This is a genomic window from Binatus soli (SeqCode) (assembly GCF_050015535.1).
In the GTDB taxonomy this organism is placed as follows: domain Bacteria; phylum Desulfobacterota; class Binatia; order Binatales; family Binataceae; genus Binatus; species Binatus soli.
Genome location: NZ_JBEKBF010000016.1, coordinates 97804 through 112167, shown reverse-complemented (window position 1 = coordinate 112167; position 14364 = coordinate 97804). Strand labels below are relative to the sequence as shown.

Here is a 14364-nt window from a genome sequence, read left to right as displayed (position 1 = left end):
CTTTTTCCGGGTCTATTTTTTCACTTTTCACTTTTCACTTTTTCACCGGCCTAGTAGAACCACTTGCCGTTATCCCAGCGGAAAATTTCCGTGGTGTGAGTATCGCTGATGGCCCTTGGCGACGCGTGCTTGGCTTCATCCCGGGACTTGCCGGCCAGGTAATAGATGAATTCTTCGTAGGTGAGCTTTCCGATCGAGTAACCGTCTTTGGATTGATGCGATTCGCAGCCGGCGACCTTGCTATAAGCGGTATAGGTCGCGGTCTCGAAACCATTTTTCAAATCGAATCTCAATTTCGACAGATTGTTCGTCTCGCGCTCGCGCAAATCCTGCTCCCAATGACGGCAAAAATCCGGGAACAGCGCCGCGGCCTTCTTGAATTCGAGATCGCGCTTGAGCCGATCGGGCGTATATTTCGCAACCAGCGCCGTGACCTCTTGCCGCAGCGTCTTCTTCGCCGCCGGTGAAGCGGATGCCTGCGGAACGGCTGCGCTTCGCGATGCCGAGGCGGGTGATGCCTGTGCAGCCGCTTGCGATTGGGCGCGCGCCGGCGTCGCCGCGAATAGCGCCGTGATTGCGAGCGCGGCGACGGCGGCTCTCATCTCGACTGTTCGAATAAACATCATAGCGATGTTTTCTATAGCAAAAATACGCACCAGCGTCAGCATGAACAACGGGCGCGGGAGAGAAAAAAAATGGCCGCAGCCCCCGATGGGACTGCGGCCGATTGCGGACGTTTCAGTCTCGGCCCGACTTATTGATTGGGCACCAGTTCGACGCGGCGGTTCTGAGCGCGGCCCTCAGCAGTGTCGTTGGTGGCTACGAAGTCGGTCTTGCCGTACCCGTGCGGAATCAACTGACTCGACGGGATTCCGGCTTTCACGAGGTAATCCACCACGGCGTCTGAACGTCGATCAGACAACTTCAAGTTGTATTCCTCGCTGCCGATCGCGTCGCAGTAGCCGTTGACGTTGATCGTGACGTTCGGATTGGCCTTAAGTGTTGATGCGGCTTCATCCAGAACGGCGGCATCACCCGGGCGAATCTTCGACTTGTTGAAGTCGAAATGCACACCGCGTAACACCAGCTTCTGCCTGATCGGCGGCGGTGGTGGCGGTGGCGGAGGAGGAGGCGGCGGTGGAGGCGGTGGCGGAGGAGGCGGTGGCACCCGTTTCGGCGCCAGCAGGTAGCCGATCGTGCCGCCGATCAGAGCGCCCCCCACAACGCCCGTGGGGCATCCGATCTCATAACCCTTTGCGGAACCACTTACCCCGGCAGCAACTCCACACCCTATCCCTCCGCCGACGAGCGCCCCGCCGGCCGCTCCGTACGCGGTGTACTCTTTCTGCTCAGGCGTCCACGACGCGCACGACGAGACCGTCAAAAGAGCGACAGACGCCGCTACGGTAATCCAACTTTTCCATCTAAACATGAGCATCCCTCCCTGGGTTCCAAGTAATTCCAGAATTAAACACCGCAAATCCTGCCATTTTTGGGAAACGAAGTCTATTGAAGAGGCGAATCTTTCGCGCTCCGAGACTCGTAATGATGAGGATTCGTTACATTGGTTACATACTGGTTATATATTGGTTACATAAAGAAGCGGCCGCAACCCCCGATGGGACTGCGGCCGATTGCGGACATTTCAATCTCGGCCCCGCTTATTGATTGGGCACCAGTTCGACGCGACGGTTCTGAGCGCGGCCCTTAGCCGTGTCGTTGGTGGCGACGAAGTCGGTCTTGCCGTACCCGTGCGGAATTAACTGGCTCGACGGGATTCCGGCTTTCACGAGGTAATCCACCACGGCGTCTGAACGGCGGTCGGACAGCTTCAAGTTGTATTCCTCGCCCCCGATCGCATCGCAGTATCCGTTGACGTTGATCGTCACGTTCCGATTGGCCTTAAGCGTTGATGCGGCTTCATCCAGAACGGCGGCATCACCCGGGCGGATCTTCGACTTGTTGAAGTCGAAATGCGCACCGCGGATCACCAGCTTCTCCTTGACCGGAGGCGGTGGTGGCGGTGGCGGAGGAGGCGGCGGCGGTGGTGGAGGTGGCGGCGGTGGTGGAGGAGGCACCGGCTTCGGCGACAGCAAGTAGCCGTTCACGCCGCCGATCAGAGCGCCCATCACAACCCCCGTGATGCATCCGATCTTATAACTCTCTAAGGAACCACTCGTTCCCGCCGCAATTCCGCACCCCAGCCCTCCGCCGACGAGCGCGCCGCCGGTCGCTCCGACTGCGGTGTACTCTCTCTGTTCGGGCGTCCACGACGCGCACGACGAGACCGTCAAAAGAGCGACAGACGCTGCCGCGCCAATCCAATTTTTCCATCTGATCATGGGCACCCCTGCCTGGTTTCAAGTAATTCTGGAATTAAACACCGCAAATCCTGCCATTTTTGGGAACCGAGGTCTATTGAAGAGTCGAATCTTTCGCACTCCTGAGATTCGTAATGATGAGGATTCGTTACATTGGTTACATATTGGTTACATAAAAGAAGCGGCCGCAGCCCCCGATGGGACTGCGGCCGATTGCGGACGTTTCAGTCTCGGCCCGGCTTATTGATTGGGCGCCAGTTCGACGCGGCGGTTCTGAGCGCGGCCCTCAGCAGTGTCGTTGGTGGCTACGAAGTCGGTCTTGCCGTACCCGTGCGGAATCAACTGACTCGACGGGATTCCGGCTTTCACGAGGTAATCCACCACGGCGTCTGAACGGCGGTCGGACAGCTTCAAGTTGTATTCCTCGCTGCCGATCGCGTCGCAGTAGCCGTTGACGTTGATCGTGACGTTCGGATTGGCCTTAAGCGTTGATGCGGCTTCATCCAGAACGGCGGCATCACCCGGGCGAATTTTCGACTTGTTGAAGTCGAAATGCACACCGCGTAGCACCAGCTTCTCCTTGACCGGAGGCGGTGGTGGCGGTGGCGGAGGAGGCGGCGGGGGTGGAGGCGGCGGCGGTGGAGGAGGTGGCGGCGGAATTAGCGGATCGCAGATGTAGTGGCCTGCCAACGCGCCGAGTCCCGCGCCTATGACTGCTCCACCCACACCGGCATAAGCCCTGGCGTCTTTGTCGCTCTGGTGACGTCCCGCGACATTGTCAGCGATGACGATTCCTGAGGCTGCACCTACCCCTGCGCCAAGCAGTCCTCCGACGACCGCGCAGGTTCCCCACGAGCGTGGCTTCTGCAAATTTGCGCAACCGCCCAAACTGGAGGCGATTAGCGCCGCACCCGCGACACCGGCGACCGCATTTAAAAACCTTGATTTCAGTCTCATGAACTCCTCCTCACCCAAGTGCGTCTATGCGCGAAGCGAACCCCCTCACTTGCCCCTGAGCGTCAATCGTGCCAAACGGGAACTATCCCACCCAATTGACGGGAAAATATAGTTATATTTGTAACAAGAATGCAACATCTCCGGGGGGTGAAAAGGCGAGATTTTTTGCCCGGGCTGGCGAGCGTTCTCTCGGTGCAGCCCGGGCTTTCTGTGGATAAGTGGTGGTGAAATTGCCGCGATTTCCCGGTCAAGCTCGGCTCATATAACGCGTAACGCTCTGAATGCCCGCAAAGACGCTGTTCGGAGCGGTCGTTTGAGTCGAATTAATACTGGTTTGTGTCGCCCTTATGGTGGCCATGCTTCTGCGCATTGGTCTGTTGCCTGAAACCCGTCTGACTTGAAGGCGAATTCCGCGCGAAGCGGAAACCCTGCTAGACTGTTTCGCTCATCATGCTCTCACTGGCGCGCGGCAAAGAGGGAAGTTTCAAGCTGGTCTCGGGTTACAAGCCCGAGGGCGACCAGCCGGCCGCTATCGAATCTATCGTCCGCAATCTGGGCGACCGCGTCCCGCATCAGGTTCTGCTCGGCGTCACCGGCTCGGGCAAGACGTTCACGATGGCCAACGTGATCGCGCGCGTGAACCGGCCCACGCTCGTGATGGCCCCGAACAAGACGCTCGCCGCGCAGCTCTACAACGAGTTCAAGAGCCTGTTCCCTGAAAACGCGGTGCGCTACTTCGTCTCCTACTACGACTATTATCAGCCCGAAGCGTACGTTCCCTCGACCGACACGTTTATCGAGAAAGACGCGAGCATCAACGACGAGATCGACAAGCTGCGCCACTCCGCCACCAAGGCGCTGCTCGAGCGCAACGACGTGCTGATCGTGGCGTCGGTCTCGTGCATCTACGGCCTGGGCGAGCCCGAGGTGTACTTCGAGATGCTGGTGTTCCTCGAAGAGGGGCAGACCATCGACCGCGACAAGGTGCTGCGCAAGCTGGTCGACATCATGTATCAGCGCAACGATTACGATTTTCATCGCGGGATGTTTCGGGTGCGCGGCGACACGGTCGAGATTTTTCCCGCCTACGAAGAGCAGCGTGCGGTACGGGTCGAATTCTTCGGCGACCAGGTCGAGGCGTTGTACGAAATCGATGCGCTGCGTGGCAAGGTGATTCGCAAGCTGCAGAGCGTCGCGATATACCCGGCGTCGCATTACGTGACGACTTCGGACCGGATGGAAATCGCGGTGCGGGATATCCGCGCCGAACTGAAGGAGCGCCTCGAGTTCTACCGCACGGAGAATCGGCTGCTCGAAGCCCAGCGGCTCGAGCAACGCACGATGTATGACCTCGAGTTGCTGGCCGAGATGGGCTTCTGCCCGGGAATCGAGAACTATTCGCGCCATTTGACGGGACGCCTGCCCGGACAGGCGCCGCCGACGCTGCTCGACTACTTCCCGAACAATTCACTGTTCTTCATCGACGAGAGTCACGTAACGGTTCCGCAGATCGGCGGGATGTATCGCGGCGATCGCTCGCGCAAACAAGTGCTGGTCGATTTCGGCTTCCGGCTGCCTTCCGCGCTCGACAATCGCCCGCTGAATTTCGAGGAGTGGGAATCACACATCGTGCAGGCGGTCTATGTTTCGGCGACGCCCGGTGATTACGAGCTGCAGAAATCATCCGGGCTCGTCGTCGAGCAGCTGATTCGCCCGACCGGACTCATCGATCCCGAAATCGAGGTGCGCAAGGCCGGTACGCAAGTCGATGACCTGCTCGAGGAAATCCACAAACGCGTCGCGGTCAACGAGCGGGTGCTGGTGACCTGCCTGACCAAGAAGATGGCCGAGGATTTGACCGACTACTACCACGACCTCGGCATCCGCGTGCGCTATCTGCACTCGGACATCGAGACCATCGAGCGCGTCGAGATCATCCGCAGCCTGCGCAAGGGCGAGTTCGATGTGCTGGTCGGAATCAACCTGCTGCGCGAAGGTCTCGATCTTCCCGAAGTGTCGCTGGTCGCGATTCTCGACGCCGACAAGGAAGGCTTCCTGCGTTCGGCGCGGTCGCTGATTCAGACCACCGGTCGCGCCTCTCGCCACATCAACGGGCGCGTGCTCATGTACGCCGACGTCGTCACCAAATCGATGGAACAGGCGATCGGCGAGACCTATCGCAGGCGCGCCAAGCAGCTCGCCTACAACGAGCAGCACGGCATCACGCCCACCTCGATTACCAAGGCGATCGACGCGTCGCTGGTCGAGATGTACTCGCCCGAGTGGGCGGTGGTGCCCGAAATAGGCGACGACAAAGCGGCCGAAGAAGAGTTCATCCCGGCGCATGAGTTGCCCGATCGGATCACCGCGCTTCGGCGGCAAATGATGGACGCGGCGGAAAATCTCGACTACGAGCGGGCCGCCGATCTGCGTGATCAGATAAAGAAGCTCGAGCGGCACGCCTTCGGGATGGATCAGCCGCGCCGTCCCCAGCCGCCGTCCGCCCCGCCCGGCTCTGCCCATCAACACGCGAGCGAAGCAGCGCGGGGCAGGCACGAGGGCCACAAGATAAAGGACGTCAGCGAAAAGGGCGTCCCGGTGAAGACTCGAGGGCGGCGCGGCGCGGGCGCGGCGACGGGCGCCGCCGCGCCCGCCATGCGTCTTAATCGTCCGGTCAAACAAGGCAAGCTGAAGCTGATCCCCGACCGCCCCGACTAATGCTGCGCGCGCTCGCGGAGTTGGCGAGCGGCGCCAGCGAAAAAATTACGCGCGATAAACGATCGCTCGCCGGCCGCCATCGCCTCCAGTATCTCCGCGTTCAACCTGATCGCTTCATTGTCGGCCGGATTCGCATTCAGCGCGATCTCGGCGATCGCCAGCGCGCGCCTGAGTTGGCCCGCATCCTTGAGTGCGCGCGCCTTTGCGACGATCGCGTCGCGGCCGCAGATCGCGACGATGTCGCCGCCGCGTTCCATCCGCGTCGCCGGAAACATTTGCGACGGCTCGCCTGACCACCATCCGGCGTAACGCCGGATAACGTCGCGCACCACGAACGCGACGCATCCGTAAATCGGTTGCAGGTACGGCTTCGCCGCGAGATCGGGCGGGATTGAAATGTCAGCCTCAACTATGTCCACCGGCCACTCGCCTGCGTTGAGCCGCCGCACGACTTCATCATGGATGAATCGGATTGCCCGCGCCGTCTCGCGCAGCACTTCGTTGCATAGTTGCTCGCCGCGGTACGCGGGTCCGTGGCCCGGCAGAATGTAACGCGGGGTGCATTTCGCGATCGCCTCGAGCGTCTCCGCCCATTCAAGCGTGTAGCGCTGCACCTTGTTGGGATTGCCCGTGTTCGGCATCGACGAGACGATCAAATCGCCGACCATCGCCAGCCGCCGCGTCGGCATCCAGACCCAGGTCGCGTCATCCGTCTCGCCCATCGCGTGATGCAGCTCGACCGGCTCGCCCACCAGGTCGAGAAATTGTTCATCCCGATAAACCAGGTCGGGGTAGCTGAACGAGTTGCGCTCGAAGAGTCCCTCCGTGGCGAACGCGCCGCCGAACTGGAGTCGATTGATATGCCGCTGCCATCCGCGGGTAAGCGCGTAGCGTTTGAAGCGGGCGGCGACGTCCTCTTGCGCCCAGATTTTCGGCCGCGCATGCCCGCGCTTGATCGCGTCGGTAATGAACGCCTGGGCGCCGAACGCGTGATCGCCGTGGCCATGCGTGTATATGAGAAAGGCGAACGGCTCCTCGCTGACCTCGCGAATCGCGCGCACCGCCATCGCGCCCATCAGCCGCGAGCTGGTATCGACGACGATCATCTCACCGCGCCCGTATGCGAACGCGACGTTGGCGAAGCCGTGGAACATCGCGATTCCCGGCTCGAGCACTTCGAGCTGTCCCATCAGCGGGTCGAAGCCCGGCATGCCGTTCGATTGCTTGAGGCTGGGCGTGGAACTCATGGTCGGTCTCCTGCGGGTGCGGGTCGCTTACGACGAATCTATCGTTTAGACTTCGCACTTGGAAATGAAGGCTGAAGTCATCGAGTCGAGCGCGTTGCGCGGGGAGCTGGACCGCCTGCTCGCGCTGCGCCATCACGATCCCCATTCGATTCTCGGCGCGCATCTGGAGGGCAAGCGCCTCGTGGTCCGCGTGTTTCGCCCCGGGGCCTCGCGGGTCGACCTGCTCATTCCCGGCGACGCGCCGCGGCCGATGCGGATGCGCGGCGCAACCGGACTGTTCGAGGCCGTCGTCGAGGGCCGCACCTCGATTTTCCCGTATCAGTTCGAGATTCACTACCCCGACGGCGAATCGATCACGATCCACGATCCGTACTCTTTCATGCCGACGCTCGGAGACCTCGATCTTTATCTGTGGGGCGAGCAGAAGGACGATCGTGCCTATGACAAGCTCGGCGCGCACGTCCGCGAGGTCGCAGGCGTCCGCGGCGTGTCGTTCGCGGTGTGGGCGCCCAATGCGGGCGGCGTCAGCGTGGTCGGCGATTTCAACCGCTGGGACGGGCGGCTCCACATGATGCGTACGCTCGGCAGCTCGGGCGTGTGGGAGCTGTTCATTCCCGGCGTAGGCGCAGGATTCAATTACAAGTACGAAATTCGCACGCGTGACGGCGGCCTGCTGATGAAAAGCGATCCCTTCGCGCAGCGGATGGAGGCGCCCCCCGCGACGGCCTCGGTTGTTTACCAATCGACCTACGAATTCCACGACGCAGACTGGCTTGCGGAGCGGGCGGGGCGCGAATGGATCAAAAGCCCCATCTCGATCTACGAGGTCCATCTCGGCTCCTGGCGGCGCGTGCTCGAGGAGGACAATCGCCCGCTCACCTATCGCGAGATGGCGCCGATGCTCGGCGACTACGTGACCCGCATGGGATTCACCCACGTCGAGCTGCTGCCCGTGATGGAGCATCCGTTCACCGGCTCGTGGGGCTACCAGGTCAGCGGTTACTTCGCGCCGACCTCGCGCTACGGCAGCCCCGACGACTTGCGCTACCTCATCGACGAACTGCATCGGCGCGGCATCGGCGTGATCCTCGACTGGGTGCCTGCGCATTTTCCCAAGGACGAATTCAGCCTCGGCCGCTTCGACGGCACCGCGCTGTTCGAGCACGCCGATCCGCGCCAGGGCGATCATCCCGAATGGGGCACTTACATTTTCAACTACGGCCGCGCCGAGGTGCGCAACTTCCTGACTGCCAGCGCGCTCTACTGGCTGGGCGAGTTCCACGCCGACGGCCTGCGCGTTGACGCGGTCGCCTCGATGATCTACCTCGACTACGCCCGCCGCGAGGGTGAATGGATTCCCAACGAATTCGGCGGACGCGAGAACCTCGCCGCGATCTCATTCATCAAGAAGCTCAACCAGGACGTGTACCGCCTCAACCCCGGCATCCTGATGATCGCCGAGGAATCCACCGCCTGGCCGGGCGTCAGCCGCCCGGTCTTCATGGGCGGACTCGGCTTCGGCTTCAAGTGGGACATGGGCTGGATGCACGACACGCTCGAGTACTTCACGCTCGACCCCATTTACCGCCGCTATCATCATCGCGATCTCACCTTCGGCCTGCTCTACGCGTGGAGCGAAAATTTCGTGCTGCCGCTCTCTCATGATGAGGTCGTGCACGGCAAGCGCGCGATGCTTGCCAAGATGCCCGGCGACCGCTGGCGCCAATTCGCCAATCAGCGCGCGCTGTTCGGCTACATGTGGGCCCGCTCGGGCAAGAAGCTCATCTTCATGGGCCAGGAAATCGGCCAGTGGCGCGAATGGGACCACGACTCGAGCCTCGACTGGAACCTGCTTGACTATCCCGACCATCGCGAACTGCAGGTCCTGGTGGGCGACCTCAATCGCATCTACCGCGACGAGCCCGCGCTGTGGGAGGCCGATACCGATCCGGCAGGCTTTCGATGGCTCGACGCGGACGACGCCAACCGCAACATGATTGCCTTCATGCGGGTGGCGCCGAGTACCGGCCGCCGCATCGTATGCGTATGCAATTTCTCGCCGCTGCTGCGCAGCCGCTATCGCGTCGGCGTGCCCGGCCCCGGATTCTATCGCGAGATTCTCAACACCGACTCGGCTGCGTATGGCGGATCCAATGTTGGCAACATGGGTGGCGTCGAGGCCGCCGCGATTCCGTGGCGCGGATTTTCGCATTCGATCACGATCCAGATGCCGCCGCTTGCGGTGATCTGGTTCTCCGTTCCGTAGTGCAGCCGATCCATTCAGCCGGTCCATAAGGGTCCCACGCGGGCTTCCAGCGCGAGCACCCGTCGCACGGCCGTCGCTTTCCGGCCCGAATCGCCTCTTTTGGGTGGCCCGCCCATCGTGTATTAAGAATCCGTCAGCGCGTCATCGCCTCCCACGAGGCTTGCTTGGGTCGAAACAGGCGGACCACCGCCTCAATCTGGCTGAGAGGAGAACTCTATGCGGACAGGAAAAGTTGTCGTATCGAAAATTCGCGAACGGGGACTGCGAATCATTCCGGCAGCGGCCTTGGCCGCGTCGCTGGGGATGCTCGCGCTCGGCGGATGCTCGTCGCAGAACGCGGATGTGCCGCCGGAACATCCGATGATGGCAAATTTCGCGCTCGAAAAGTGCCAGCAGCTCGATGCGAACCTTTATAAATGTCCGGCCGTGGATCAGCCACTCTGTACGCCGGAGTTCACTCGCACCGATATTAATTGCGTGCACATCGGACCCAAAGGCAGCGTCTTCATTCAGCGCCAGGGCGCGCTCTGAGCATAGCTGAGGGCAGCATAGGCACAAGGGTTGCGGTGAGGGTGCTCGCCTGAATCTGAACGCCCAGGCGAGGACGCCCTACCATTGCCCGCTGCTGACCGGTCCCTCGCCCTTCGTTGCGGGCGAGGCTGGCTGAGCGTTTCGCGGCGGGCACTTGCCGCGCCTCGTTGCGCATCGCGCGCTCATCTGACAATTTTCTTAAACGCCTCGGTAGCTCACGATGATGTGTCCCATCTGCAAAAAGCCCGCCGACCTGTCGCCCCGAAATCGCTTTCGCCCGTTCTGCTCCGAGCGATGCCAGATGATCGACCTCGGCACGTGGGCTTCGGGCGATTACAAGGTGGAGGGCTCGCAGGCCGCCGACAACGAGCATCATGACGATCTGAAAAAGCGCAGGCTCCTCAATTGACGCGTGACGCGCCGCCGCGGACTCATCCGACTTCAGTGGTAGGCCCCGAGGTCGAGCTGGCCGCCGGCGTCGAGGTCGGTCCGTTGTGCCTCCTCGACGGAAAAATTCGTGTCGGTGCGCGCACCCGTTTAATCGGTCACGTCACGATTATGGGCATCACGGAACTCGGCGCCGACAACGTGCTTCATCCGGGCGCTGTTATCGGCGACGAGCCGCAGGATCTCACGTACACGGGTGGCGCACGCTCGGTGAAAATCGGCGATCGAAACATCTTCCGCGAACATTCCACGCTCCATAGCGGCAGCGAGCGCGGCGACGTCACCATCATGGGCGACGACAACTTCATGATGCAGAATGCGCACGTTGCGCACGATTGCCGAATCGGCAACTCGACCATCATCGCCGGCGGCGCGCTGCTCGCCGGCTGGGTCGAGCTCGGCGACCGCGCTCTCGTCTCCGGCAACTGCGTCGTGCATCAGTACACTCGCATCGGGCGGCTCGCGATGATGCGCGGTCTGTCGCGTACCAGTCGCGACGTGCCGCCGTTCTGCATCATGGACGGCACCCATACCCTGCGCGGGATCAATGTCGTTGGACTCAAGCGCGCGGGAATTTCGTCGAAGTCGATTCATGCGCTCCGGCGCGCCTTCACAACGCTCTTCGGCACGCGCCAGAATCTCAAACTTGCAATCGAGAGACTCGAGAAATCCGGCGATCTTGCGCCCGAAGTAATCGAGATGCTGGATTTCATCCGCGCCTCAAAACGAGGTGTCGCCTTCGGCCCCTTGGACCGGCACTCCGATTCCGACTCCTGAATACTGCGCTGCCGTCGCCACGGCCGATTGCTTGCGCATCCGCCCCCTGAAACAATCATAACGAAACGGGGAAGTGAAAAAATGAACATACGTCCACGATTTTTCATCGGCGCGGGACTGATCATCCTGGCGATTGGCTACCTTATCGGCAATGCGATGCGCACCACCTCGGAATACTACCTGACCGTCACTGAAGTGGCCGCGCGCCAAAGCGAGCTTGGCGGGCAGGCGCTGCGTGTTGCAGGCCGCGTCAAGCCCGGCACGACCGACTGGGACCCGAACACGCTGACCCTGAAATTTGAAATCGTGCCGATCCCCGACGTCGATGCTGGCGGCGCGCTTATCAAACCTGTCGTAGCGACCGAGCCGGTCTCGTTCCGCGTCGTATCCGCCGGCGAGCCCAAGCCCGACATGTTCGCGCCCGGCCGCGACGTTATCGTCGAGGGCAAGCTCGGCGCGGGCGGCGTTATCACCGCGACGCAGGTGATGACCAGTTGCGCTTCCAAATACAAGCCCAAACAATCACAATAGCGGCTGGTCCTACTGATGCCGGAACTTGGTAACCTCGCGCTCGCGATCGCGCTGATTCTGGCCGTCTATTCCATCGTCGCGAATATCTACGGCGCGCGCCGCAATGCGCCCGACTTCGTCGTCAGCGCGCGTCACGCGATATGGTCGATGTGCGCGATGGTCACGATTGCGGTCGTCGTGCTGTGGGTGGCCCTGCTGCGCAGCGACTTCTCGCTCGAGTACGTCGCCACATATTCCAGCACCACACTCCCGACCGCTTACAAAATCACCGCGCTATGGGCCGGGCAGCAGGGCTCGCTGATGCTCTGGACCTGGTTGCTGGCGATCTTCACGTCGGTAGCCGCCTTTCAGAATCGCCGCCGCAATCCCGACACCGCGCCCTACGCGCTGGCCGTGCTGGCCGGCGTCGCGATTTTCTTTCTGTTGATGCTGAATTTCGTCACCCGTCCGTTCGATCTGCTCGCGACGATTCCCGCCGAAGGTTCCGACCTCAATCCACTGTTGCAGAACTATTGGATGGCGATACATCCGCCGTCTCTCTACATCGGCTACGTCAGCGCATCTGTTCCGTTCGCATTCGGCGCCGCCGCGCTCATCACCGGCAAACTCGACGACGGATGGATTCGCTCGACGCGCCGATGGGCGATTTTTTCCTGGTTCTTTCTGACTCTCGGCAATCTGTTCGGCGCCCGCTGGGCCTACGAAGTTCTCGGCTGGGGCGGTTACTGGGCCTGGGACCCGGTCGAGAACGCAGCCTTCATGCCGTGGCTCGTGATGACCGCGTACCTGCATTCGGTGATGATCCAGGAACGCAAGGACATGCTGAAGATCTGGAACCTGTCGCTGATTGGACTCGCATTCGAACTCACGCTGTTCGGCACTTTCATCACGCGCAGCGGCGTCATCTCGTCGGTGCATTCGTTCACGCAATCCGGCCTCGGTCCATACTTCCTCAGCTTCCTGGCAGCGGTGACGCTCGCCTACACCGCACTTTTGATTTACCGCTCGAAGCAATTGCGCAGTCCCGCCGAATTTGAGTCGTATCTGTCGCGCGAGGCCGCGTTTTTGTTCAACAACCTCATACTGGTCGGGATCACGTTCGCCGTTTTCTGGGGCACCGTCTTTCCCGTGCTGTCGGAGGCGGTGCGTGGCGTGAAGATTACCGTCGGACCGCCGTTCTTCAATCGCGTCATCGCACCGCTGGCGCTCGGGCTGGTGTTCCTGACGGGCATCGGGCCGCTGATCGCGTGGCGGCGCACGACCACTGACAATCTTGTGCGCAGTTTCGCCGCGCCCGTCGCGATTGGCGTCGTGACCGGGATCATCGCCGCCGCTGCCGGTTTGCGCCAATGGTACGTGCTGACCGCCCTCTCTTTGGCCGCGTTCGTGATGGGCACCGTACTCGTCGAGTTTCGCCGCGGGATGAACGCGCGCCGCCACATGCTGGCCGAGCCGCCCGCCAAAGCGCTCGTCAATCTCGTTGCCAAGAACAACCGCCGCTACGGCGGCTACGTCATCCACGTCGGCGTGGTCGTCGCGTTCATCGGAATCGTCGGCTCGTCGTTCTTCCGCACCGAAGTAAAAAAGAGCGTGCACGCGGGCGACAGCTTTACGATCGGTTCGTACACTCTGCGCTTCCTGGGTCTCTCGGAGGTCGACACGCCTCATCTCGCGAGCGCGACCGCACGCGTCGAGGTGCTGAGCGCTGACGGCCGCGAAATCACCGTGATGTCGCCGGCGAAGCTTTTCTTCATACGGGCGCAGCAGCCCGCGACCGAAGTCGCAATCCGCTCCACTCCCTTAAGCGACCTCTATGTTGTGCTCGCCGGAATCGACGACAGCGGTCAGACCGCGACCTTCGAAGTGTTTTTGACGCCCCTGGTCTTCTGGCTGTGGGCCGGCGGCCTGCTGATGGTGCTCGGCACTGTGATTGTGATGTGGCCCAACGTGCGCGAGCGCGCCGCAATCGCGACCGTGCTGAGCCGCTCGTCCACCGCCGCGCGCGAACTCAACGACGTGGCCGCTCCCGGGGGTGATTGAATCTGTGCGTTCGCAATTCGCATTTGCACCGTCGCTGCGGTTTGCGTTCATCGTCGTCGCACTCTTCGTTTTAGTTTCCCCTGAACTAAAAAATGTTTCACGTGAAACATTTGCAAAGGAAACCCCAACCAATGCGGAGGTTTCCGAAGGATTAACCTGCCAATGCGGATGCGGTCTCACCGTCGCCAACTGCAATATGCCGACCTGCGGCTTTTCAGTGCCGCTCCGCGCCGAGATGGACGGCATGATCCGCAAAGGGATGAGCCGTGCGCAGATAATTGCCTTCTATCGCCACAAGTACGGCGAGAAAGTCCTGTCCTCGCCGACCACTGAGGGCTTCAATCTGCTCGCCTGGACGATGCCTTTCATCGCGCTCGTACTCGGCGGCGGCTTGATGGTGCTCGTGGTCGGGCGATGGCGCTCCAATTCGCCGTCTGCGCCGTCCGGCTCGAAACCGGCCGTGGAGCCGTCGTCATTCGATCCCGAACTCAGGCGCAGACTCGAAAACGAACTCAAGGAGCGCAGATAA

Annotated in this window: 13 protein-coding genes; 8 read left to right on the top strand and 5 right to left on the bottom strand. The window is 61.5% G+C overall.

From position 1 onward, the window contains the following. Positions 1-50: 50 nt before the first annotated feature. From ABR989_RS13595 to ABR989_RS13580, 4 genes are all read right to left on the bottom strand, one after another. Positions 51-626 (bottom strand): hypothetical protein, encoded by a 576-nt coding sequence (locus tag ABR989_RS13595; protein WP_428129491.1) that lies wholly within the window; start codon positions 624-626, stop codon positions 51-53. 128 nt (positions 627-754) lie between these two features. Continuing rightward, positions 755-1432: an OmpA family protein gene (locus ABR989_RS13590; protein WP_428129488.1), complete on the bottom strand. Its 678-nt coding sequence runs from the start codon at positions 1430-1432 to the stop codon at positions 755-757. Between the two features lie 229 nt (positions 1433-1661). Continuing rightward, entirely contained in the window at positions 1662-2342 is a 681-nt protein-coding gene (locus tag ABR989_RS13585; RefSeq protein WP_428129486.1) for an OmpA family protein, read from the bottom strand. A gap of 219 nt (positions 2343-2561) precedes the next feature. Then, positions 2562-3278: an OmpA family protein gene (locus tag ABR989_RS13580; RefSeq protein WP_428129483.1), complete on the bottom strand. Its 717-nt coding sequence runs from the start codon at positions 3276-3278 to the stop codon at positions 2562-2564. Between the two features lie 450 nt (positions 3279-3728). On the opposite strand from ABR989_RS13580, the gene uvrB reads away from it, so the two are divergent. Further along, complete coding sequence (gene uvrB / locus ABR989_RS13575) at positions 3729-5996, top strand: excinuclease ABC subunit UvrB (protein WP_428129481.1); 2268 nt, start codon at positions 3729-3731, stop codon at positions 5994-5996. Here uvrB and ABR989_RS13570 read toward each other — a convergent pair. Then, positions 5993-7243 carry an alkyl sulfatase dimerization domain-containing protein gene (locus tag ABR989_RS13570; RefSeq protein ID WP_428129479.1) on the bottom strand — a complete coding sequence of 417 codons (1251 nt, stop codon included), beginning with the start codon at positions 7241-7243 and terminating at the stop codon, positions 5993-5995. The genes uvrB and ABR989_RS13570 overlap by 4 nt on opposite strands. 64 nt (positions 7244-7307) lie before the next feature. On the opposite strand from ABR989_RS13570, the gene glgB reads away from it, so the two are divergent. From glgB to ABR989_RS13535, 7 genes are all read left to right on the top strand, one after another. After that, positions 7308-9509 carry a 1,4-alpha-glucan branching protein GlgB gene (glgB, locus tag ABR989_RS13565; protein WP_428129477.1) on the top strand — a complete coding sequence of 734 codons (2202 nt, stop codon included), beginning with the start codon at positions 7308-7310 and terminating at the stop codon, positions 9507-9509. Between the two features lie 216 nt (positions 9510-9725). Next, complete coding sequence (locus ABR989_RS13560; protein WP_428129474.1) at positions 9726-10040, top strand: hypothetical protein; 315 nt, start codon at positions 9726-9728, stop codon at positions 10038-10040. Between the two features lie 220 nt (positions 10041-10260). Further along, positions 10261-10449, top strand: a complete 189-nt coding sequence (locus ABR989_RS13555) for a DNA gyrase inhibitor YacG (protein ID WP_428129472.1) — start codon at positions 10261-10263, stop codon at positions 10447-10449. Continuing rightward, positions 10446-11264 (top strand): acyl-ACP--UDP-N-acetylglucosamine O-acyltransferase, encoded by an 819-nt coding sequence (lpxA, locus tag ABR989_RS13550; protein WP_428129470.1) that lies wholly within the window; start codon positions 10446-10448, stop codon positions 11262-11264. Before ABR989_RS13555 ends, lpxA begins: the two co-directional genes overlap by 4 nt. Before the next feature lie 81 nt (positions 11265-11345). Next, positions 11346-11795, top strand: a complete 450-nt coding sequence (locus tag ABR989_RS13545; protein ID WP_428129468.1) for a cytochrome c maturation protein CcmE — start codon at positions 11346-11348, stop codon at positions 11793-11795. A 15-nt stretch (positions 11796-11810) separates the two neighbouring features. Then, a complete protein-coding gene (locus tag ABR989_RS13540; protein WP_428129467.1) occupies positions 11811-13835 on the top strand; it encodes a heme lyase CcmF/NrfE family subunit in 2025 nt (674 codons plus the stop codon). Then, positions 13828-14364, top strand: a complete 537-nt coding sequence (locus ABR989_RS13535; RefSeq protein ID WP_428129464.1) for a cytochrome c-type biogenesis protein — start codon at positions 13828-13830, stop codon at positions 14362-14364. Before ABR989_RS13540 ends, ABR989_RS13535 begins: the two co-directional genes overlap by 8 nt.

Bases quoted from the DNA above. Each gene is read 5' to 3' on its own strand.
- glgB (WP_428129477.1), top strand. From the start codon at position 7,308: ATGAAGGCTGAAGTCATCGAGTCGAGCGCGTTGCGCGGGGAGCTGGAC.
- ABR989_RS13585 (WP_428129486.1), bottom strand. From the start codon at position 2,342: ATGATCAGATGGAAAAATTGGATTGGCGCGGCAGCGTCTGTCGCTCTT.
- ABR989_RS13570 (WP_428129479.1), bottom strand. From the start codon at position 7,243: ATGAGTTCCACGCCCAGCCTCAAGCAATCGAACGGCATGCCGGGCTTC.
- ABR989_RS13595 (WP_428129491.1), bottom strand. From the start codon at position 626: ATGATGTTTATTCGAACAGTCGAGATGAGAGCCGCCGTCGCCGCGCTC.
- ABR989_RS13555 (WP_428129472.1), top strand. From the start codon at position 10,261: ATGATGTGTCCCATCTGCAAAAAGCCCGCCGACCTGTCGCCCCGAAAT.
- ABR989_RS13560 (WP_428129474.1), top strand. From the start codon at position 9,726: ATGCGGACAGGAAAAGTTGTCGTATCGAAAATTCGCGAACGGGGACTG.
- ABR989_RS13540 (WP_428129467.1), top strand. From the start codon at position 11,811: ATGCCGGAACTTGGTAACCTCGCGCTCGCGATCGCGCTGATTCTGGCC.
- uvrB (WP_428129481.1), top strand. From the start codon at position 3,729: ATGCTCTCACTGGCGCGCGGCAAAGAGGGAAGTTTCAAGCTGGTCTCG.
- ABR989_RS13580 (WP_428129483.1), bottom strand. From the start codon at position 3,278: ATGAGACTGAAATCAAGGTTTTTAAATGCGGTCGCCGGTGTCGCGGGT.
- ABR989_RS13545 (WP_428129468.1), top strand. From the start codon at position 11,346: ATGAACATACGTCCACGATTTTTCATCGGCGCGGGACTGATCATCCTG.
- ABR989_RS13590 (WP_428129488.1), bottom strand. From the start codon at position 1,432: ATGTTTAGATGGAAAAGTTGGATTACCGTAGCGGCGTCTGTCGCTCTT.